The 19063-nt window shown below is 61.2% G+C and carries 16 protein-coding genes, 1 other RNA gene and 2 pseudogenes; 7 read left to right on the forward strand and 12 right to left on the reverse strand.

From position 1 onward, the window contains the following. Window positions 1–4 precede the first annotated feature (4 nt). Together FHY19_RS12570 and FHY19_RS12575 are read right to left on the reverse strand one after the other, a co-directional pair. Window positions 5–80: non-coding RNA, sX9 sRNA (locus FHY19_RS12570), on the reverse strand. A 307-nt stretch (window positions 81–387) separates the two neighbouring features. Continuing rightward, entirely contained in the window at window positions 388–789 is a 402-nt protein-coding gene (locus tag FHY19_RS12575; RefSeq protein WP_259158615.1) for an antitoxin Xre/MbcA/ParS toxin-binding domain-containing protein, read from the reverse strand. Window positions 790–1022: 233 nt separating this feature from the next. Here FHY19_RS12575 and FHY19_RS12580 point away from each other — a divergent pair, with 233 nt between their 5' ends. Beyond that, a complete protein-coding gene (locus FHY19_RS12580) occupies window positions 1023–1454 on the forward strand; it encodes a hypothetical protein (RefSeq protein WP_259159298.1) in 432 nt (143 codons plus the stop codon). Between the two features lie 30 nt (window positions 1455–1484). On the opposite strand, the gene FHY19_RS12585 is transcribed toward FHY19_RS12580, so the two are convergent. From FHY19_RS12585 to FHY19_RS12595, 3 genes are all read right to left on the reverse strand, one after another. Next, window positions 1485–2198, reverse strand: coding sequence for a DUF2306 domain-containing protein (locus FHY19_RS12585; RefSeq protein ID WP_259166437.1), 714 nt, complete (start codon window positions 2196–2198; stop codon window positions 1485–1487). 101 nt (window positions 2199–2299) lie between these two features. Beyond that, the gene (locus FHY19_RS12590; protein ID WP_259166438.1) at window positions 2300–2626 is read right to left on the reverse strand and encodes a hypothetical protein; all 327 of its coding nucleotides are present in this window, start codon (window positions 2624–2626) and stop codon (window positions 2300–2302) included. A 117-nt stretch (window positions 2627–2743) separates the two neighbouring features. Then, a complete protein-coding gene (locus FHY19_RS12595; RefSeq protein ID WP_259166439.1) occupies window positions 2744–3640 on the reverse strand; it encodes an RluA family pseudouridine synthase in 897 nt (298 codons plus the stop codon). A 175-nt stretch (window positions 3641–3815) separates the two neighbouring features. Between FHY19_RS12595 and FHY19_RS12600 the strand changes: the two genes are divergently transcribed. The 4 genes from FHY19_RS12600 to FHY19_RS12615 all read left to right on the forward strand — a co-directional run bounded on the left by FHY19_RS12600 (window position 3816) and on the right by FHY19_RS12615 (window position 9904). Beyond that, on the forward strand, window positions 3816–5207 hold the full coding sequence (locus FHY19_RS12600) for an alpha/beta fold hydrolase (protein WP_259166440.1): 1392 nt from the start codon (window positions 3816–3818) through the stop codon (window positions 5205–5207). 228 nt (window positions 5208–5435) lie between these two features. Further along, window positions 5436–6272 (forward strand): restriction endonuclease, encoded by an 837-nt coding sequence (locus FHY19_RS12605; RefSeq protein WP_259166441.1) that lies wholly within the window; start codon window positions 5436–5438, stop codon window positions 6270–6272. Between the two features lie 144 nt (window positions 6273–6416). Further along, complete coding sequence (locus FHY19_RS12610) at window positions 6417–9416, forward strand: NACHT domain-containing protein (protein ID WP_259166442.1); 3000 nt, start codon at window positions 6417–6419, stop codon at window positions 9414–9416. 155 nt (window positions 9417–9571) lie between these two features. Beyond that, window positions 9572–9904 carry a hypothetical protein gene (locus FHY19_RS12615; protein ID WP_259166444.1) on the forward strand — a complete coding sequence of 111 codons (333 nt, stop codon included), beginning with the start codon at window positions 9572–9574 and terminating at the stop codon, window positions 9902–9904. Window positions 9905–10293: 389 nt separating this feature from the next. Here FHY19_RS12615 and FHY19_RS22375 read toward each other — a convergent pair whose 3' ends face one another. The 3 genes from FHY19_RS22375 to FHY19_RS12630 all read right to left on the reverse strand — a co-directional run bounded on the left by FHY19_RS22375 (window position 10294) and on the right by FHY19_RS12630 (window position 13046). Beyond that, a complete protein-coding gene (locus tag FHY19_RS22375; protein WP_326521140.1) occupies window positions 10294–11106 on the reverse strand; it encodes a peptidoglycan-binding domain-containing protein in 813 nt (270 codons plus the stop codon). 551 nt (window positions 11107–11657) lie between these two features. Next, a complete protein-coding gene (locus FHY19_RS12625) occupies window positions 11658–12257 on the reverse strand; it encodes a hypothetical protein (RefSeq protein ID WP_259166446.1) in 600 nt (199 codons plus the stop codon). Window positions 12258–12281: 24 nt separating this feature from the next. Then, window positions 12282–13046: a hypothetical protein gene (locus FHY19_RS12630; RefSeq protein ID WP_259166447.1), complete on the reverse strand. Its 765-nt coding sequence runs from the start codon at window positions 13044–13046 to the stop codon at window positions 12282–12284. Between the two features lie 318 nt (window positions 13047–13364). Here FHY19_RS12630 and FHY19_RS12635 point away from each other — a divergent pair, with 318 nt between their 5' ends. Continuing rightward, window positions 13365–13697 (forward strand): hypothetical protein, encoded by a 333-nt coding sequence (locus tag FHY19_RS12635; protein WP_259166448.1) that lies wholly within the window; start codon window positions 13365–13367, stop codon window positions 13695–13697. 424 nt (window positions 13698–14121) lie between these two features. Here the strand turns inward: FHY19_RS12635 and FHY19_RS12645 are convergent, their stop codons facing one another. Both FHY19_RS12645 and FHY19_RS12650 read right to left on the reverse strand, forming a co-directional pair. Next, the gene (locus FHY19_RS12645; RefSeq protein ID WP_259166451.1) at window positions 14122–14514 is read right to left on the reverse strand and encodes a hypothetical protein; all 393 of its coding nucleotides are present in this window, start codon (window positions 14512–14514) and stop codon (window positions 14122–14124) included. Beyond that, window positions 14511–14987: a hypothetical protein gene (locus tag FHY19_RS12650; RefSeq protein ID WP_259166452.1), complete on the reverse strand. Its 477-nt coding sequence runs from the start codon at window positions 14985–14987 to the stop codon at window positions 14511–14513. Before FHY19_RS12650 ends, FHY19_RS12645 begins: the two co-directional genes overlap by 4 nt. 136 nt (window positions 14988–15123) lie before the next feature. Here FHY19_RS12650 and FHY19_RS12655 point away from each other — a divergent pair. Then, window positions 15124–15378, forward strand: a pseudogene (locus FHY19_RS12655) (antitoxin). Window positions 15379–15610: 232 nt separating this feature from the next. Here the strand turns inward: FHY19_RS12655 and FHY19_RS12660 are convergent. Both FHY19_RS12660 and recD read right to left on the reverse strand, forming a co-directional pair. Further along, window positions 15611–16732, reverse strand: a pseudogene (locus FHY19_RS12660) (virulence RhuM family protein). A 138-nt stretch (window positions 16733–16870) separates the two neighbouring features. Beyond that, window positions 16871–19045, reverse strand: a complete 2175-nt coding sequence (gene recD, locus FHY19_RS12665) for an exodeoxyribonuclease V subunit alpha (protein ID WP_259166453.1) — start codon at window positions 19043–19045, stop codon at window positions 16871–16873. Window positions 19046–19063: the final 18 nt, after the last annotated feature.

A 19063-nucleotide genomic window follows, 5' to 3' on the forward strand; every position in this document is an offset into this window, starting at 1 on the left:
GAGCGGCTACTACAACGTCGCGCGCAGTGGCCAGGTGGATGTGGGCGGCGCGGAGGAACCGGCGGGTACCAGGGGTACATGCCGCACCGAGCACCGGCCGCACCCGCCTGGCAGTGAACACAGTCGTTCATGGGCCGCTCCAGGCACCTTCGTACCGCCGATGGCGCGCCGGCGGTACGCGCAGGAGTTTCGCATGGGCGGTTGACGCACTCCCGGTGCCGGCGATGCAACGCCGCAGGCGCAGCATCGCGTTCGTGCAAGCGCATGCACGGCCGCTGCATGCGTTAACGCGCATCCGCATCGCAATGCCTGCAACCCACTGCACAACGCGCCCGGGCAGACGTACACGCAGCGCGGCATTGGCCACGACGCAGCATCGCCGCGCCCCTACGCCGAGCGCTTGGGCAACTCCCATTCCATCTGCTGGCGCAATACCAGCAGCAACACCTTGAGGCTGCCGGCGCGCACCAATGCGGCGGGGGTCTGCCCATCCAGCGCGTTCATCGGCTCGCGAAACCAGCGGATCAGCGCCTCGTTGTTGCCGCCGTGCAGTGCCCAGGCGTGGCACACGATCTCGCCCAGCGCCTCGATCCCGGCACTGCCCAGCAACTTGAGATGCTCCGGGGTGAATTTGAACAGCGACAGCACCAGCTCGGCATCGGCGGCCTTGCCGTGGTCGGCCGCCATCTGCGCGCTGTGCGCGGTGCTGTAGCTGGACGGTTGCGCGCGCAGCGCTTCGGCCCGGCGCATGCCGATGAGCAGGGAGTCAATCAGGTCGGCGCGTTCCACGGTGCAGTCCGGCAGGGTGTTGCGCGCACGCTAACGGTGCCGATGACCGCGCTCAATCGGGAGTCTCCCGACAGCCGCGGCGTCAGTCAGCCGGCATTGCCATCGGCGGTCTTTAACGAACCCCTTGCTAGCATCTGGGCGCGTTGCTGGCGGCGCACCGGGTGACCCGGGCCGCCGGATCTGGAGTGCCATCTCATGAGGAGTCGCCGATGAACTGGAAGTCCGCCGTTACCCTGCTTGCCCTGTCCAGCGCCGCCATGCCGGCGCTGGCCCAGCCCGACCGGCAGGTCGCCGAAGACATGATCACCCGCTCGGCCAATGTCTGCCCCGGCCATAGCACCGACCGCACCAGCCCCACCGTCAAGGCCGTGCCCGTGGGCGCGCTGCGGGTGATGCTGGAGCGCGGCCTGGTCATGTGCCCGGACCGCCGCCTGGATGCCGCCGCGCCAGCAGTGTTCTACGGCCGCCTGGGCGTCTTCGCCTGGAACCCGGAAGTGCCCGCCGCCACGACAGTGATCGTCAAGCAGATCGGCAGCATGACCCGCAACGATGACTACCCGGTCGAGACGCTGGTGTGGGATGCCAAGGGCACCGCGCTCAAGCAGCAGACCGTGCCGATGTTCGAGCCCCGGCCGGGTGCGGCGGTGTTGTACAAGGTGCGCTAAGCCGCGTCTGCGCCTCGCACCGGGGCCGTTTCAGCCGGCGTCCATGCCGACGCCGGCACCCGCCGCGGCTGCGGACAGACGCATGTGCCGGCGCGCGGCGTTGGCGTTGGCGATTGCGCTCACCACCACATGGATCAGCAACGGCACCGCCCAGCTGGCCCATAGCAGCGCCGCGATCGTGCCCGGCGACGGCGCAATGCCGGCCCCCACCGCCGCATAGAGCGCGATGCGAAATATCACTGGCGCCAGGGTCACCAGATACGCCCGCACCATCCAGCGCCGATGCCGGCCAACCTGCCCGCGGCGGATGGCCACCAGGCCGACGGAGGCCACCACCAGCCACGCCGCTTCCGTCGCCGCGAAGGCCACGCGGATGACCATTGGCGCTGGCGAGCTGGCGATCAACCCGGTGGCGCCAAGCATCGCCACCAGCATGCCGACGAAATAGGCACGCCCCACCCAGCGGTGCACCCATGCGTGCCTGCGCCAGCGTTGCGTGAGGAACTGCAGCGTGCCCAGTGCGATGCCGGCGGCGCCGCCACCGAGGTGCAGCCACAGCCAGCCACGCCGAGTGAGGAACATGGCGTATGCCGGCGACTCCAGCGCGGCGTACTTCAGGTACACGTGGCGCACGAACTCGGCCGCGAATGCGGCCAGCGCAAGCCACAGCAGCGCCCACGCCACGCGGGCGACCGGCCTGCCACCAGCAACCGCAACACCGTCGCGCATTGGATCGACCCGCATGCCCCGCTCCTTCGGCCAGCCGGCTCTCGGCAGCGGCACGCTAGCATGGACACGCCGCGGGAGCGCTGGCGCAGATCCTGGGAGCGATGCGGGACGAAGGCTTACGCGTGCCGCTGCACGTCATGCGGCAGGTCCCGCCACTCGCCGCCGAGCCGCTGCTCATAGATTTCGTCCACGACACTGCGCGCTGCACGGGCGGCATTGAAGATGCTCTCGCCCAGAACCGACAAGCTGGTGGCATCCAGTGGCTTGCCGCTGCACACCGCCACCATGTCGCTTTGCGCGGTGATCGTGCGCAGCAGCGTGTGGAACTGGTCGATCTGCTGCAGGGTGACGCCGAAGGTGAAAGGCTCTTGGTGCGGTTGCAGCTTGGCCGCTGGCGTGGCGCGTCGCCGAGCGGTAGTCGAAAGGGCTTTCGAAGCAGTCATGGCGTCCATCCTCGACGTGAGCGGACGGGATGTCCGCAAGCCAGCGTAACGCGCTCTTTCGAATATCTGAAAACCAGATATTTCGCCTGGATTTCCAGCGAAATGGACGCTCGCGTCTCAAACCAGTTTTGTCGGTCCGACCGTCGCGATGAAGCGCCGAGGCTCACCAGTGATCGGGTCATCGAACGCCAACGTATGCGCGAACAACTGCAGCGGCCGCTCCGGATCATCGGGCCGCTGATCTTCCAGTTCTGGATAGAAACGGTCATGCAGGATCGGCGCGCCCAGCGCGGCCATGTGCACGCGCAACTGGTGCTTGCGCCCGGTGACCGGCTCCAGTCGGTACGTCCACATATCTACGCCACGCGCTACCACATCGATCACCGTCTCGCTGTTCGGCTCGCCCACGCCCTCGCGCATGCGGAAGAACGGTTCGCCCGGCTCCAACCGGCTGCGATGCACATACGGAAACGTCAGCCCAGGTAGCGGCGGCGCCACTGCCAGATAGTGCTTGCGGATGCGTCGCTCGCGGAACAGCGCCTGGTAGATCCCGCGTGTTGCGGGATTAGCAGAAAACAACACCAGCCCTGCAGTATCGCGATCAATGCGGTGCAGCGGTACCAACGCGGGATTATCGAAGCGGCGCACCAAGCGCGTCAGCAACGTCTCGCGCACATACGCGCCGGCTGGCACCACGGGCAGGAAGTGCGGCTTGCAGGCAACGATCACGTGCGCATCGGCATGCACCACGGTTTCCGTCGCCGTGATGATCGGCTCACCCGCTACTTCGCGGAAATAATAGATTTCTGCACCCAAGCGATACGGCGCCGACACATCCAGCACCTGCGCATTCGCGTCCAGCACACGCCCACGCGCGAAGCGGTCACGCCATGTGGCCGCATCGATGCTCGGGAAACACGCGCATAGTGCCTCCAGTACCGTCGCCCAGCTTCCCACCGGGAGCTGGAACTGGCTGGCGGCCATGCCATCAAGGATCGGGCGTGGTGGAACCATGGCGGCAGCGATGCGCACTCAAACAGATAGGGCTGGATCGTACCTTGCCCGCGTTGGACTATTGCGCAATCTGCGCAAAGACATGCGCACCTTACCGGCGAAGAATGACTTTCGGGCGATACGCGCGACGCCGCGTTAGGCAATGCTGCGGCTCTTTGCCGAGAGAGGGAACTCGATGCGCCGTCCTACGTTCTACGCGGCCCTTGCCTGCCTTGCGGCATTCCTTGCGCCGCTTGCCGCCGCAGCGCAGACGCCGCCGTCGTCATTCACCGCCTGCACCGACGCAGCACCGCACACACCGCTGGCCGGTAGCGAATGCCTGCTCGCCCAGGTGCCGCTGCGTCACGAAGCACCGGATGCCGGCACCATCGACCTGTTCGTCCGCCGCTTGCCAACACCGGACCAGCGCAAGCGACGCGGCGAGGTGTGGCTGATTGCGGGTGGGCCAGGCGAAGCCGGCGCCTCGCTGTACCCGATGATCAGCACCTACCGGCGGGCATTTCCCGGCTATGATCTGATCATTCCGGACCATCGCGGCACCGGGCGTTCCACCCGCCTGTGCCCTGTGCAGGAAGCGCCGCAAAGCGCAGACGGCGTGGGCCTGGCTGGTGCCGAATGGGGCCCGTGCATCGGGGCGCTGTATGCCGACGCGCAACGCACCAAGGACTTCACCATCACCGAAGCTGCGCAGGATCTCGCACTGCTGGTCCGCCAACAGCGACGCAAGGGCAAGGTGCTGCTGTACGGCGTGTCCTATGGTACGCAACTGGCACTGCGCACCCTGCAAGTGGCGCCCGTGCCACTAGATGGGCTGGTGCTGGATGGACTGGTGCCGCCGGAAACTGCAACACAATGGGACTTGAGCCACCGCACTGCGGTGGTCGATGCAGTTGGGCGCGCGCTGCTGGATGACGCACACATCGCCACCTATCGCAGCGTGCTCGATCGCAGCGACAGCGCCGCATGGCACACGCAAATTCCCGGCAACGACCTCAAGCGCTTTCTCGGCATGCTGCTCAATTTCCCCACCCTGCGCGACCGGATCCCCGCGATCATCGATGGCTTGGCCCGCGACGACGCCACGTTGCTCACTGCCACCATCGCCGATCTGAAGGCAGCGCTTGCAGCGATGGGCCAAGGTGGCGACAACCAGCCCGCATTGCCGCTGGTCATGCTGATCGCCGGGTCCGAAAACAATGCACGGCCAAACCTCACTCACGAAACCGTCGCGGCCGAAGCCAAGGACGCCCTGTTCGTCAGCCCCATCCCCGGCCTGCTGGTGGACACCGCCCTGCCCATCTACCCGCGCGACGCCTGGTTCGGCCGCAGCCCCACCACCCTGCCGCGCACGCTGATCATCCACGGCACGCTTGACCCCAACACCCCGTATGCCGGCGCGCAGGCGCATGCCACATTGCTACAGGCGGCAGGCCCGGTGACCTTCAGCACCGTTGAGCGTGGTGCGCATTGGCTGGCGTTTGCTGCGCCTAAGTGTTTTGCGAGTACGGTTGCGAAGTTTGCGGCGGACCGAAAAGTTGCTGGGCGCTGTCGTGAGCCTGGGGAATGATGATGGGTTGCAAAAATCCCACTGTTGCTCAGGGCACTGCCAGTCTGCGGCGCTCGAAGATCGGCTATAGCAACACAAGCAAACTCAAGCATTAGCGTGACGGCAAGCTCTACCGCTTCGTATCGCTTGATGCGGCGCATTTGATGGGATGCGGATCACAACGACGGTTGGTTTGCTGACAAGCCTTGTTCCAGCGGTTATGTTCGAACCTGGAACGGGGGTTCTGGCATGGGACGCAGAAAGAAGCAAAACGGGTTTGAAGCGATGGCTGCATTGCCGTGGCCGGTTGGCTTCGTTATGGGAGTCGCTGCGTATCTGGTGGTGCGCTACGGCATCGGCTGGTGGTTCTCTCATCAGGGCGGAATGCTGTCGCAAGGCTTCGCCCAGCAATCGAGTGGAATGTTCGCGCCATTGGCGTGGACGCTGCTCGGTGTCTGCTGGCTTGCTGCGCTGTTCTCCTACCTGGGCACACGCAGCCGGCGGCGCTTTCTGGAGACGCGTACAAGCCTGCAGAGCCTGGCCGCCGGCGGCTGGCGCCAGTTCGAACAATTGGTGGGTGAAGCATTTCGCCGCCAGGGCTACAGCGTCGAAGAAACCGGCCTGGGCGGCGCCGACGGCGGCATCGACCTGATCCTGCGCAAGGACGGTCGCCGCACGCTGGTGCAATGCAAGCAATGGACGCGCCAGCGAGTCGGCGTCAGTGTCGTACGCGAAATGTTTGGCCTGCTCGCTCATCACCAGGCCCATGCTGTAAAGATCGCCTGCATCGGCACCTATACGAAGGACGCAGAGCGCTTCGCCGAAGGCAAGCCGATTGAGTTGATTGGCGGCGAGCAGTTGTTGGACCTGATCCAAGCGGTGCAACAACAGGCGACAGCGCGGCCGATGCCACAAGCAGCGCGCGTCGAACCTATCTTTTCTTCAACTGATTCCGCCGCATACAAATCTATCGTCGCGCCGAGCTGCCCAAGCTGCGGCAGCGCGCTTGTGCAGAGAACGAATCGGCGCACTAGCGAGAACTTCCTTGGCTGTAGCCAATTCCCAAGGTGTAGAGGTACTGCGTAAGTGAACCCGTCTCCTTTTCCCAAGCCAGAAACAGGCGCACCAGTGAGATTTTCCTAGGGTGCAGCTAGTTTCCCACACGCAGAGGAAACGTCTGAGTGAACCTGATTCACCATCTTAATAACGAAATATGATTGAGGCACAGTAATGGAAGAAACTTTTACCATCAATGCGTTGAGACCTGTACTTTCTCAGTTTCGGCCGAAAAATTCTCACAACCAAGTCGACATTCGAGAATCAATTGCTCTCGTTGACTTTCATGTTCGCCTTATATACACGCTTGATGCTTCTTTCAGTAAACGTCCCGAAGGCACCCCTATTAGGATTTCAGCGACTCCCGGTTTCGGGACTATGCTGTCGAGAGTTCGAGAATATGGCTCTCATAAAGAGCCAGGCCCGTCATGGATCCCGCATCTCGTATGTGCATGGTCCAAAGAGACCACGATTGCAATAGACCGCTTTAAAGCACCTCGGTACAGCTCGTTTAAATCTCTCCGAGACCGCCTTTCACATGGCCAACCGCTTCCCAGCGATCCAGCCATCATTTCCTCTATTAACCAAGAGCTTTTGAAATTATTAGAAAAACTTGAGGAAATCTTAGGACGCCACCTCTCGGACACTACAGTGGCCCTGCGTGATGATAGGCTAATCCTGCATAAGCCAAAAGAAAAGTCGACGTTTGAAATTTCACCACTGTGGTCTTGGTCAAGCGTTCACGACGCAATTCAAATTTACTCACACCTGTCTAGTGACGGGCTTCACTACATCGCACCCGACGGTGATATCTTCTCTGAAAACTCGGATTTAAAAATAACAAAGTTCAAGAGGGCGTATCTTGGGGATGGAGCAGCATCCCAAGCAAGCTTGGGACGGCTTTTAAAGGACGTTCTTGCTGACATCGGCGCTTATACCGAAGATTACTCAAAACCTAGCTATTTCTTCGGCGATGACGTCGACATTGGCGTGCTTTTTATTCCTTGGACTAGATCCACTAGTGAAGACAACGTCCCGCGCATCGACGCTTTTCGCATCGGATTGGACGACCGCAGGGAGTGGCGGCGCAAGCCTAACGAATGGGTCACCTATGCTGAGTTTCTAAAGCATATTTCAAACTGGGAAGTTCTCGCTCGAAGAATGGCGATAGGGCTTGATGTTTTTTCACAGGAACGAGCCGAAGAGGAAAAATCCCGACTTGGATTTCCAAAGCGCACGGCTGTCCGCGGCCCAACTCTCATTAAAGAAAAAAAGGAGACCGGCCTCGCATCTGATCATAAAGAATTCGATCTGGTAGCTCGAATTGATGATTCGTGCCGCATCGTGAAACCTTCGACGTCAGTCTTTTTTTTGATTGGCCAGGCAGGCCTAGGAAAAACTGAATTAATGGTGTCAGCAGCAATGAGGCGGGCGAAAGAAATCGAGGCAGATCCAAAATCTATACTACCCCTTTATTTATTCATTTCTTCTTCCGGACGTACGCTTTCCAGTTTGGAAGATGCAGTAAACAGCGCACTGACTATAACTAAATTATTGTCTAGCCATAGCGCCAAAGCGCTCTGCAGAAATGGACTACTTGTTTTGCTAGTTGATGGCTTCGATGAACTTCTTGGCAGCAGTGGTTATGAAAACGCATTGGGGTCCTTGGAGCCTTGGTTCAATGAACTAAAGGGCAAGGGTGTGTTAGTTGCTTCTGCGCGCTCTTCATACTATCTCACGCAGTACAGAAAATCTTTGGCTCAAGCCACACATCTAAATGTAGACCATACTTTGGTAGAGCTACAACCTTGGTCTAAGACAGAATCGAAAAGATATCTTCAATCCATGGGTGCCACGGAGGCAACTCTTAGATCTGTTAAAGAAAGAGAATGGCCAGTTTTAAGTGTTCCATTCTTTGCCAAAGCGTTCGCGGCATGGCTCGAAAGGCAGTCTACTTCCGAAGCATTTTTACCTTCCGTCTATGAAATCGTGATTGAGCAGTACCTTGAGCGAGAGGCAATGAAGCTTAAGGATCCAAATGCGGGAGAACTTCTTAGCGCTAACGAATTGCGAGAGCTGTTCTCGGACATTGCGGAAACGATGCAGGCCAGTACTAGCCGTGAAATTGAGCAAAGTGATCTCGCCGCATGTGCAGAAGCCGTCGTCGGCACATCGTCGTTAGACCAAGCCCGACCCGGATTAAGCAGACGACTCTCTTCGCTATGTGGCCTTGGAGTTGCATATGACACCTCAGGACAGAGCCAGTTTAGCTTTTCTCACGAAGTTCTTTTTGATTGCTTTCTTTCTCTGGCGTTGCAACGAAAACTTTCGGGCGTCGTGAGTGTGCCGTCGCTACTACGATTGCTCGGCACTAGCAAAGTCAATCCAGTTGCATTTGAGTGGCTTATCGAGAAAATGCCAACTGCAATAACAATTTTAGCGAATAGCGTGAATTTTTCAGTTGAGCGTGGGCAGGAAGGGACTGTCATTTCCTCGAACTTGGGGGCTTTATGGGAAGCAATGTTATCTGCCCGTTCAGGAGTTCCACCGACTCCGACAGCGCTAGGTCTTCAACTAGATAATCCGAACTTTGCCGAGAGCGGATGGAGCGTTCTGGACCTCAGTCGGAGTAACATTTCTTCTTTGGCCGTTCCTGCTGAGTCCCCAGTTACCCTAAAGATCAATGAAACCACTATCGAATTTCTCAGCGCAAGAACGGAAGATCAAGCATGCAAAGTACTTAAGGGGGTCGAGTCCGCAAAGATTCTAAGCCTTCACATTGGGGAGAGATTCGCGGACAATAACTCAGAGATACGAGATTTTTTCGAGGGCCTTGGGCTCATTACAAGATCCGCACAACCTGATGATGATGGTTTCAGGGAATCTGTCAGCTACTTCATCGATCGCCTTACACGCAAATCCGAGACTCCTGTCGTTTTCGATCGAGGAGACTACAGTGCGGAGGACTATCGATTGTCGTGGATAGCACACGCTAATCAGAGTGACTGGCGTAGATTTCTGGATATATTGCAACGGTCTGAGATGGCGAGATTGGAACCAATTTCTGCTTCAGGTTCAGCGAAAGTGAGGCTTGCCTTCAATAAACCGCTAGCTTCTCTACTTGAGCCTGAAGTAAGCCCTGAGGCTTCGGCATTTTGGGCGATGATTCCTTAGACTTCAGAGGATCTGGTGGTCTCCGCCGAGCGGTGCCCAGCGGGGCATAAGGTATGGGCTTCGTTCGAATTCGAGCAGCCGCTGCAGGAGACTTTGACCCTTTGTACATCCCCCACACGCCATCCTCGCCGCAGCCTCAACTGGAGAAACACACGATGATGAAGTGGATGGGCACCGCGCTAGCCGCGGCACTGTTGGTGAGCGGTTGCGCCAAGGAGGAGGGCGAGAAGTTCGTCGGCCACTGGGTCAACGTGCAGACGCAGGAAGAGACGATGGACATCGAGCGCAATGGCGAGACCTTCATGGTCCGCAGCACCACGCCGAAGTTCTTCAGCCGCAAGCCCAAGACCGAGAGCTACCCGGCGGTCTACAAGGACGGGGCGCTGGAGGTCACCAACGATGGCGAGACGGTGAACTTCGCCATCGACGCGGCCAACGGCCACCTCAACACCGGCGGTGAGCAGTACCAACGCGTGGCCGCCAAGTAGGGCCGCCGCTGTCGCCAACGCACGCGGGCGTTTTGCATTTGTGGCTTTGCCGGCCGCGCCTAGGGGGGACGGCCCCCACTACGTTGAGCAAACGCCGGTCCGGACGCACCGCCCGTCGCCCGGCATCGCTGTCCCAGGGGTAAGCGGGGTCAAGTTGAGTTTCCACCTGAAGGCAGTTGCATCCAGCACTCGGGCCAGCACTTCGAGGCGGCGTTTGGCGCCCATAAGCCCCACCCGCTATCGGTACCAAGGCCCTAGTTAGAAAGAGCGCACGATGATGAAGCGAATGGAATGACACTGGCTGCGGCGCGTTGGAGAGCGATGTGCCAAATTGGAGAGATAAGTTCGCCGGCCGCTGAGTCGAGCTTCCAGACAAAATTTTCAGCTGCTCAGACCATTCGATGTTGGGGCGCACTCAGCTGCTGTTGATCCTGCTGCTGGCTTTGCTGCTGGGTCTGTTGCTGCTGCTGCGTTTCGCTCAGCGCCTGCAGCTGCGAAAGAGATTGCTCCACAGGCTGTGCGATAGCGGCGCTCGTCTTCATATGCGCCATCAGGTGAGCGGGGTTATCCAATGCGCCCTGGACGACAAACACGTTTTCGCCGCGTCCCACGGACGCTGTCTGATTGCTCAACACGACATGGTCGATCTGCGTCAGTCCGTTCGCTTTAGCCAGGTGGGCGCTACTTGCCGCCAGTCGCGCGCTGTTGTCGTCATAGTCACGGCCAAGGCTCTGCTCCAGGCGGCGCACAGCGTCTTCGGCCTGACGATGTAGCGGGTCTTGCGAGGGCACGGCGCCCTGGATATTGCGGTAGGTTGGCGCAGCATTGTGATCTTCCCGGTTCAACTCGGGCGGGAAGGTACGCGGGGCAATCTGCTGCAATGTCGCAGGGTCGATATCTCCCGTTCGAGAGAGACCATGCGCCTGCTGGTAGTTGATCACTGCTGCCTGCATCGACAGGCGGTAGACGCCATCTTCCTGAAGTGGCTGATTGTCTGCGCCGCGATACCCTTCGGCGTTCAAGGTTTGCTGCACCTTGCGAACCATCTCGGACGATTCACCGATACGAAGTGTTCCGTCATCCACGAACGGCCTGGGTTCAATGCCACGATCCCGCCTTTCTGCATCGATCGACAGGCGGCCGCTGACCAAATCGCCTATGTAGTTCTCGTAGTGTTGGTAGTAGCGAGTATCAACTTCCATGTGTACGTGGATCTTTGCAGTTGATTGCTTGCTCTGGACGCCTAGTGCCTGACCGTACTCGACCTGATCACCAACCTTTACGTGAAGTGGAGACATGTGCCGGACACGCAGGATGACGTCACCACCTTGTCTGTCCCGAACCTCCACCAACCCCCCGGTCGTATCGACGGCGCCTACTACTCCCGCAACAGGTGATGGGACATCGAGGGCTCTTGAAGCCGGCCCGGTGGGGGACCTGGAATCTTCAAGTATGAAATCCTTCTTCAACAACACCTGGTCAGCACGAAGGCCATAGGACTTGCCCGGTTTGGCGACCTCAATTTCCTGCATTTCTCCCCCAATCAGCCCCATCGTGCGACCTGGCTCACCGCCAACAGCGCTACCGTTGACTAGGCGAGCGAATCTGTTGCTATTTGGGTGGTGAGTTACTAAGCCGTCGAAGTTTTCGACAGGCTCGTTGGTATATCCCTTCTTAGCTTCCCATTCGAGTTGGATGACGCGATACGGGACCTGCTGGTTAGCATCTGATGTTGCCATGGACCAACTCCCTGTCAGTCTCTGAGGTTGATTACGCGAGTCAAGTACCAGCAGCCCCTACTTCGCTTGAAGACATAAGTATCCATCTCATACTCCATACCAAAGTCCACCCTGCGCCCGTCGCCGGCGGTCGCCTCAATGGACATTGGATAGCCAACCTCACTTTGTCGCTCGGGACCCTTTGCCCCTGGAATAGTTTGATCAAAGACTTTTGCATCCTTGAAATAACGAAAAGGGAATAGGTCGAGGCGAGAAGGTCCTTTCCGCTTGGAGATGTGCGTGGCCGGCGATGATGGCGTTACGTCTTGGACAGTGTAAGTCGGGACCTCATACTCCAGCGGATCATCCGTGAAGCGGCGACGTACGTCATCGTTTGCAACATCGGCATAGCGCTGAAGAAATGTGGCGAACTCCTGCGAGGGACAAGCGACCGACGCTTGCCTGTTGTTCTGCCTCGGATGCTCGCGCTGCGGGGCGACTGCCTGGGCGGGCGATGTGCATCCCGCCATAGAGAGACAAAGCACCGCAGCAAAGGCGATAGATGGATTCAAGTGGTAGACACCCATGCTCATCATTCTTCCTTTATTCATGGCGGTGGCATCTGAAAGACCCATCTCGGCGGCTGCTTCAAGACCACCTCAGCTTACCCATAGCTCAAGCCGTTTGGTGATCTTCCATCCTTTCCCGGTGCGCTCAAGCAGATAGAGCATGCCCGTGCCGCACCGTCCGCCGCAACGCTGTTCCGCATACGCCAGGGAGTGGGATCCATCGACGACGACCGGCACACTGAGTTGCAGATATCCGGCTGTACCCGGGTAAGCCTGATAAAAGGCAGGCCAATTGATATCCGTCAGCAGTGCGTCGACGTGATCGGTAGATGCCCCATGGACATAGGTGCTCTCTGGCAGCCGTACCTGCACCTGCGCTGCATTTGCCAGCAATAGCGCCTGTCGCGCGTTTGCTGATACGAACCTATGTGCAGCAGTGGACGAAAGTAACTTCTGATCCAGATTCGAGCTGCACGCCTTCTCTGCCCTCTCAACAGGACAGGTCTGGGTAGACCGATCGAGCAACACCACGGGTTTGCGTTTTGCACGCACGCGAGACTGGTCCACCTCTGACGCACCAGCATAGACGGGGTACCGCTGCTCAGCGACTGCTGTCCAGATCAGGATCACGTCCTGCTTTAATAGAGCTGCAGGCGGCGACGGTAATGCTGGTTGTTCGGCAGATCCTGCAATTGAGGAAGTGATCGGCTTTGCCAACAGCACGATGGCGAGCAACGGCGCAAAAAGTAAACAAACACGCAGGATGCGAGGCCAGCTTATCCGCCTTGGCGACAGGTCGGCTGGTGACGATGGATGCACAGCGTGAGTGTCGTTGAAGGGAGACTCCTTGGACATTTTGTGTTGTTCCGACTCGTGTGGCGGTAGTTGAGAGGTCACCGGTTGTTCTTCGTAGGGGATTGGTCGAAACAGCATGTCTTTGCGGCGGCTTGGCGAACGTCACCGGGCTCGCGACGGCACCGCTAGCTTCCGCTCGCTCCTGAAGGGTTGGCAAGTCAGATCGGTTTTGGCACGTCATCGGACCGGGCGGAGCGTCGTTGCCAATGAAGCATTCGAGACGTCGGTGGTTTTCCCCTGGGAGCATTCCTGTCCCTTGACCTGCCGTACATCCCCCACCCGCCATCCTCGGCTCCATACTCAACTGGAGAACACACGATGATGAAGTGGATGGGCACCGCGCTGGCCGCGGCACTGCTGGTGAGCGGTTGCGCCAAGGAGGAGGGCGAGAAGTTCGTCGGCCACTGGGTCAACGTGCAGACGCAGGAAGAGACGATGGACATCGAGCGCAATGGCGAGACCTTCATGGTCCGCAGCACCACGCCGAAGTTCTTCAGCCGCAAGCCCAAGACCGAGAGCTACCCGGCGGTCTACAAGGACGGGGCGCTGGAGGTCACCAACGATGGCGAGACAGTGAACTTCGCCATCGACGCGACCAACGGCCACCTCAACACCGGCGGCGAGCAGTACCAGCGCGTGCCGGCCAAGTAAGCCCGACGCTGCCGCCAGCGCCCGCGTGTGGACCTTGCCGGTCGCACGCGGGCGTTTGCGTTTGCGGCCCTGCCGGCCGCGCCGAGGGGCTGCTGGCGCTTGCTACGTTGATCAAACGCCGGGCCTGACGTACCGCCTGTCGCCCGGCCTTGCGCTGCCGCTGCCATTCCACCCCGCGCAAGCCGTACAGTGCGCAGGCACGCCAGGGTCATGGCGCTGCCCGACCGATCAATCCAGCAACTACGAGGGTGTCATGAGCAAGGGGATGGACCAGAAGAAGAGCCAGAAGAAAGAGCCGACCAAGACGCTGAAGGAAAAGCGCGCGGCCAAGCAGGAAAAGAAGGGCAAGTAAGCCGCCCGGGCTGCGAAACGGCAGACGAGGTCAGGCGCAGGCCTGGCCTCGCGGTGTGATGCCGTGCCAGCCTCAATGACCGCCCAGGCGTAATGGGTGCTCAGGGTTATCACGGATGAAGCGATCGACCTCCGACAGCTTGGCTGGGAGAGCAACGCACGGGTGGCTGCGGTAACTGAAGAACCGAAAGCCTGCGCGATACAGGCGCTCGACCTTGCGCCATTGCGCCTGGTTGCGGGCTGCGGGTGCCTTGAACGAACGCCCCATCACGCACAGCGCGTTACCGCAGCCGGGACACGGAGCCATCTGCTCGCGCGGAGCGATCTTGAAACTTCTGCGGCAACCGAAGCAGGCGTGCGCCAGCCGATAGGTGGCGCCGGTGACGGGCGCCTTGGCCACACGCGGCTGACGAGCACCGACGGCATAACGCAATGCGGTGCGATGCGCTTTGTCGGTGGAACTCACTGGCGGACCTCCGCGCCGACCATGGCGGGCTGACGCTGCACGACATACCAAGTACTGCCATCGCATGACGCGGTGCCAGCCCGATGCGTGGCGGGCAGTATCGCTGCAACCTCGACAGGCAGAGCCTGCTGCCAATCCAGGTTAGGGAAGGTTGCAGGGAAGGTCGTGCCGTTCGGATTGGCAGAGTGCGCGTAGATGCCCGTGTCCACCGTGTCCGAATTGAGGTCTGCCCACAGCTGCACCGCTGCCCCACGATGCGCCAGACGTTCCTCCAGGTAGCACAGCACACGCACTGCAACCGCGTTCACCATCTGCCGATCTTCCACAGAGGCGCGGCCGCGACCGTCCCAGTCCAGATGCGTATGCCACAGATCGAACCAGCTCTCCTGATCCAACCGGTCGACCGCTGCACGTGCCTTGGCTTCTGCACGCGCCCAATAGCGCTCCATCCGTTTGCGGCGACGTCGGTCCATCGGTGCGGTCCTGTTCCGGGAGCGCAGTTTCCGTCAAAACACGGCACAGCGTCACCCGCGCTGGCGTCCCAAAGCTCTGCAATCGGTCAACCAGCCCAGATGCGCTAATGTGGGTTTGTGGATTTAGGAGCTCGTCATGGGCCGTTTGATCATTGTTCTGAGCGCCCAGCAGCACCAGAGCCTCAAGGCGTTGGCCGCTCTGCAGGGCAAGACCATCAGACAATACGCGCTTGAACGTCTCTTTCCTGGCGAAGCGAGCGCCAATCAGGCATAGCGGGAGTTGGAAAACCTGCTTGAGGGACGCGTCGAGGAAGGCCTTGCCGGCAAGTTTTCCACCAAGAGCGTCAGCGCCATCCTGGATGAAGAGTTGGCCGAGAGCCGTCGCGGCTGATGCATGGCTAAGTCCTTACCGACGCAGGCGAAGCCGATCTACGCGGAATCATCAGTCACATCTCAATAGGCCGGGCGAGGCCAGGTTCGCCTATACATCGCTGACCTATCGAGGTGTGATCTCGAGGATGTTGGATGTAGCAGTCTTCAGAGACACCATGTCGGCTGAGGTGCTTTTACTTTTTGATCCCGATTGCTCCCGATAACGCACAAATGGTTGGACCGCGACCGATTTATGGCTTTGGCTCGCGTTTTCTATTGGGGACCTGACGCTTCGGCACTTCCTGCACAGCCTCCGTTTCGCGCAAGTCCTCGTTGGTTCCGTCCACCCGGTCTCCTGCATCAAGCTGCTGCAACACGCGATCGAAATCGCTCACGAACAGCTGGTCCTGCACGATGCGGTACTTTTCGAACTCGCTTTCCGCATGAGCTTTGGCGATCTCGGCGGTGACGCGCCCTGTGTCCTGCAACACCTGCCGGTCGGTCGCTTCGATGAAGCGATTCAGACGTATTTCCCAATCCTGCATGGTCATCGGAATTTGCCGCAATGCCATGTCCTCGGCCAGGTCAAGATAGGCCGATACGAGGCGTTACAACTGCGCCATCTCGCCGGTGGTCAGGTAGTTCTTGGCGACGGCCACATCGAACTTCTGGACCTTCCAACGTGGTGCATCGGCCCAGGTGGTCAGACCCATGTGTTGCTTGCCGGCATCGGCACGGTGGTAGACGACTTCCGCCGCGGTGCGCCCATGGATGGCCCAGTGCAGCTTGTTCTGCACTGTGGCGAAGAACCGCTGGGTTGCCTGCGCGGTGGCATCGTAGTCCAGGGCGGTGGCGTAGATGTCGGTGATCTTCTGGTAGAACTTGCGCTCGGAGAGACGGATCTCGCGGATGCGCTGCAGCTGCTCTTCGAAGTAGCGCTTGCCGAGCACTGTGCCATCATTCTTCAGGCGCTCGTCGTCCATCGCGAAGCCCTTGATCGTAAAGGACTCGATGATGGAGGTGGCCCACTTGCGGAACTGCACCGCGCGCTCTGAATTGACCTTGTAGCCCACGGCGATGATGGCCGCGAGGTTGTAGTGCTTGGTGTCATAGCTCTTGCCGTCGGCGGCAGTTATTCGAAAATTTCGAATAACTGCATCTGCCTGCAACTCGTTGTCAGCGAACACCTTTTTCAGGTGGTAGTTGATGGTGTGGGTTTCGACATCGTAGAGCTGGGCCAGCATCTTCTGCGTCAGCCAGACGTTTTCGTCGGCATACGCCGCCTGTACGCTGCCCTCGCCTGCGGCGGCCACGAAGGTCAGGTATTCGGCCGCGGACGAGCGGACGAGCGAAATTTCATGCTTTTTCGCCATCGATGCCTCCCATGCTGGCGATACCGCACAACCAGGCCTTCTTCGGCCACGAGGTTATCCGGGCACGCCCGATGACGGTGATAGGCGAACGTGCCGTTCTTCCGTAAGTGATGCTGCCATTGCGCCGGCTCGCGTCCATCAGAACAACGACCCCTGTACGGGCATGACAGTGGATGGTTCTGCTGCTTGCGTAGCGGGTGCCGCCTGCTGCTGCGCACCCAGCCGCCACGCCAGGCCCGAGATGCGTGCGGCATGCCGTGCCAGCGCGGCGCGGATGACCGCTTCGCTGCCGGCCAGGTGCAGGGCGCGGCGGGCGCGGGTGATGCCGGTGTAGAGCAGCTCGCGGCTGAGCACGCGGGCGTCGCGGGTGGGCAGCTGCAGCCAGACGGTGTCGAACTCGCTGCCCTGGGCCTTGTGCACGGTCATGGCGAAGGCGCTTTCGTGCGCGGGTAGCGCGGCGGGGTGGAAGCCGCGCACCTGGCCGTCGCCGTCGCCTTCGAACCAGGCGACCAATGGGCCCTGGGCACGACTGTCTGTGCCTGGGTCGTGGCGGTTGGCGGTGGCGCCGGACTGGCTGGGCCCTGAAGACGGGCTTTCGTCACTGCGCCCCGAAGAGGGACTCGCGTCGCTTCGCAGGCAGATGCCCACGTCGCCGTTGAACAGGCCGTGGCGGTAGCTGTTTTCGGTGATCAGCAGCAGGCGGCCCTGGAACCAGGGCGAGGCGCTGCCGAGGCGGCGGGCGGCGGAGCCGGTTTCGGCCAGCAGTTGTTCGATACGGGCGTTGAGGCCGCGCGCGCCTTGCGGGCCGGCGCGCACGGCGGTAAGCAGGCGCAGGCGCGCGGCATCGCGCAGGGCGGCGGCCGGGTCGTGTGCATCGGCCAGCGCGCGCCAGTGCGCGAGCAGTGCGTCGCGGCCCAGGGTGAGCGGGTCTTCGCCGTCTTCGTGGAAGTGCACGCCGGCCAGCTCACCGCTGCGCAGCAGGGCCAGGGCGGTGTCGGCATCGCCGGCGCGCACGGCGTCGGCCAACGGGGCGAGTGCGAAGTCGTGCGCTTGCCGGTAGCCGCGCAACAGGTGCACACGGTGGCCGGCCAGGCCGCCGCTGTGGGTGGCGGCAGGCGTGGTGCCGCCGGGCGCGTTGCCGAGCAGCGCTTGCAGCGCCTGTGCATCCTGCGGCTGCAGGGTATCGCCGGGGCCGGCGGCCTGCAGGATGGCGGCGAGCACGTCACCGGCTTCCACCGAGGGCAGCTGGTCGGCGTCGCCGAGCAGGATCAGCTGGGTGCCGTCGGCCACGGCTTCGACCAGCTTGCACATCAGTGGCAGGTCGACCATGGAGGCCTCGTCGACGACGATCAGGTCGAATGGCAGCGGGTTGTCTGCGGTGTGGCGGAACTGCGGGGAATCCGGGATGACGCCGAGCAGGCGATGCAGGGTGCTGGCGCCGGTGGGCAGGGCGTCGGCCAGGGCCGGGTCGATGCCGCCAGCGATGGCGCGCGCAACCGCAAGGCGCAGGCTTTCGGCCATGCGCTCGGCGGCGCGGCCGGTGGGCGCGGCCAGGGCGATGCGCGGGGCCTGGGTGTTGGCTGCGTGTGCCTGGGCGATGCGCAGTAACAGCAGGCGGGCGATGGTGGTGGTCTTGCCGGTGCCGGGGCCGCCGGTGACCAGCAGCAGGGCGCGGCGCAGGGCCAGGGCGGCGGCCTGGGCCTGGCGGTCTTGGGGGTGGGATGGGGCGGGCGGGACCGTGCCTTCTTGATGGACAGATGGCTCGGGCAGGCCCGTACCCTCACCCGCCCTTCGGGCACCCTCTCCCGGGAGAGGGGTTGGGTCCACGGGGTGAGTGGCTGGGGTCGCGTTTGGGAACAACTGCGCGAACAGCGGGGCCAGCGTGGCGGCGTCGAAGGGCGGCGGCGACTGGGCGGCGATGCGTTGCAGGCCCAGCGCCAGGCGGCGTTCGTACTCGCGATAGCGGCGTAGGTAGAGCAGGCCGTGTTCGAGGACTAGCGGGCAGTCGGCGGCGGCGGGGTCTTCCTGGTTCGGTTGGTCGACCCAGCGCGAGGCGGCGAGCGCGCGTTGCCAGTCGGCCGGGTCTGGCAGGGGGGGCGCCGGGCCGTCGCGTTGGTCCAGCAGGATGCTGGCGCGCGCCGGGTCCAGCCCGGCATGGCCGCTGGTGACTGCCAGGGACGCGAGGGCGGCACCGGCCAGGACCAGGGCGTCGGTCTCCGGAGCCATGCGTTGCAGGCTTTGGGCGAAGGCCAGGTCCAGCGTGCGCAGGGCTTCGGCCTTGATCAGCGCGCTGAAGAGGTTTGGGTGATTCATGAGGTGAAGGCCTGACGG

Source organism: Xanthomonas sp. 4461 (assembly GCF_024806475.1).
In the GTDB taxonomy this organism is placed as follows: domain Bacteria; phylum Pseudomonadota; class Gammaproteobacteria; order Xanthomonadales; family Xanthomonadaceae; genus Xanthomonas; species Xanthomonas arboricola_F.

Coding starts and splice junctions, on each gene's coding strand:
- FHY19_RS12590 (WP_259166438.1), bottom strand. CDS start 2,626: ATGACTGCTTCGAAAGCCCTTTCGACTACCGCTCGGCGACGCGCCACG.
- FHY19_RS12650 (WP_259166452.1), bottom strand. CDS start 14,987: ATGGACCGACGTCGCCGCAAACGGATGGAGCGCTATTGGGCGCGTGCA.
- FHY19_RS12585 (WP_259166437.1), bottom strand. CDS start 2,198: ATGCGGGTCGATCCAATGCGCGACGGTGTTGCGGTTGCTGGTGGCAGG.
- recD (WP_259166453.1), bottom strand. CDS start 19,045: ATGAATCACCCAAACCTCTTCAGCGCGCTGATCAAGGCCGAAGCCCTG.
- FHY19_RS22375 (WP_326521140.1), bottom strand. CDS start 11,106: ATGGAAGTTGATACTCGCTACTACCAACACTACGAGAACTACATAGGC.
- FHY19_RS12625 (WP_259166446.1), bottom strand. CDS start 12,257: ATGGGTCTTTCAGATGCCACCGCCATGAATAAAGGAAGAATGATGAGC.
- FHY19_RS12600 (WP_259166440.1), top strand. CDS start 3,816: ATGCGCCGTCCTACGTTCTACGCGGCCCTTGCCTGCCTTGCGGCATTC.
- FHY19_RS12595 (WP_259166439.1), bottom strand. CDS start 3,640: ATGGTTCCACCACGCCCGATCCTTGATGGCATGGCCGCCAGCCAGTTC.
- FHY19_RS12615 (WP_259166444.1), top strand. CDS start 9,572: ATGATGAAGTGGATGGGCACCGCGCTAGCCGCGGCACTGTTGGTGAGC.
- FHY19_RS12605 (WP_259166441.1), top strand. CDS start 5,436: ATGGGACGCAGAAAGAAGCAAAACGGGTTTGAAGCGATGGCTGCATTG.
- FHY19_RS12630 (WP_259166447.1), bottom strand. CDS start 13,046: ATGTCCAAGGAGTCTCCCTTCAACGACACTCACGCTGTGCATCCATCG.
- FHY19_RS12610 (WP_259166442.1), top strand. CDS start 6,417: ATGGAAGAAACTTTTACCATCAATGCGTTGAGACCTGTACTTTCTCAG.
- FHY19_RS12635 (WP_259166448.1), top strand. CDS start 13,365: ATGATGAAGTGGATGGGCACCGCGCTGGCCGCGGCACTGCTGGTGAGC.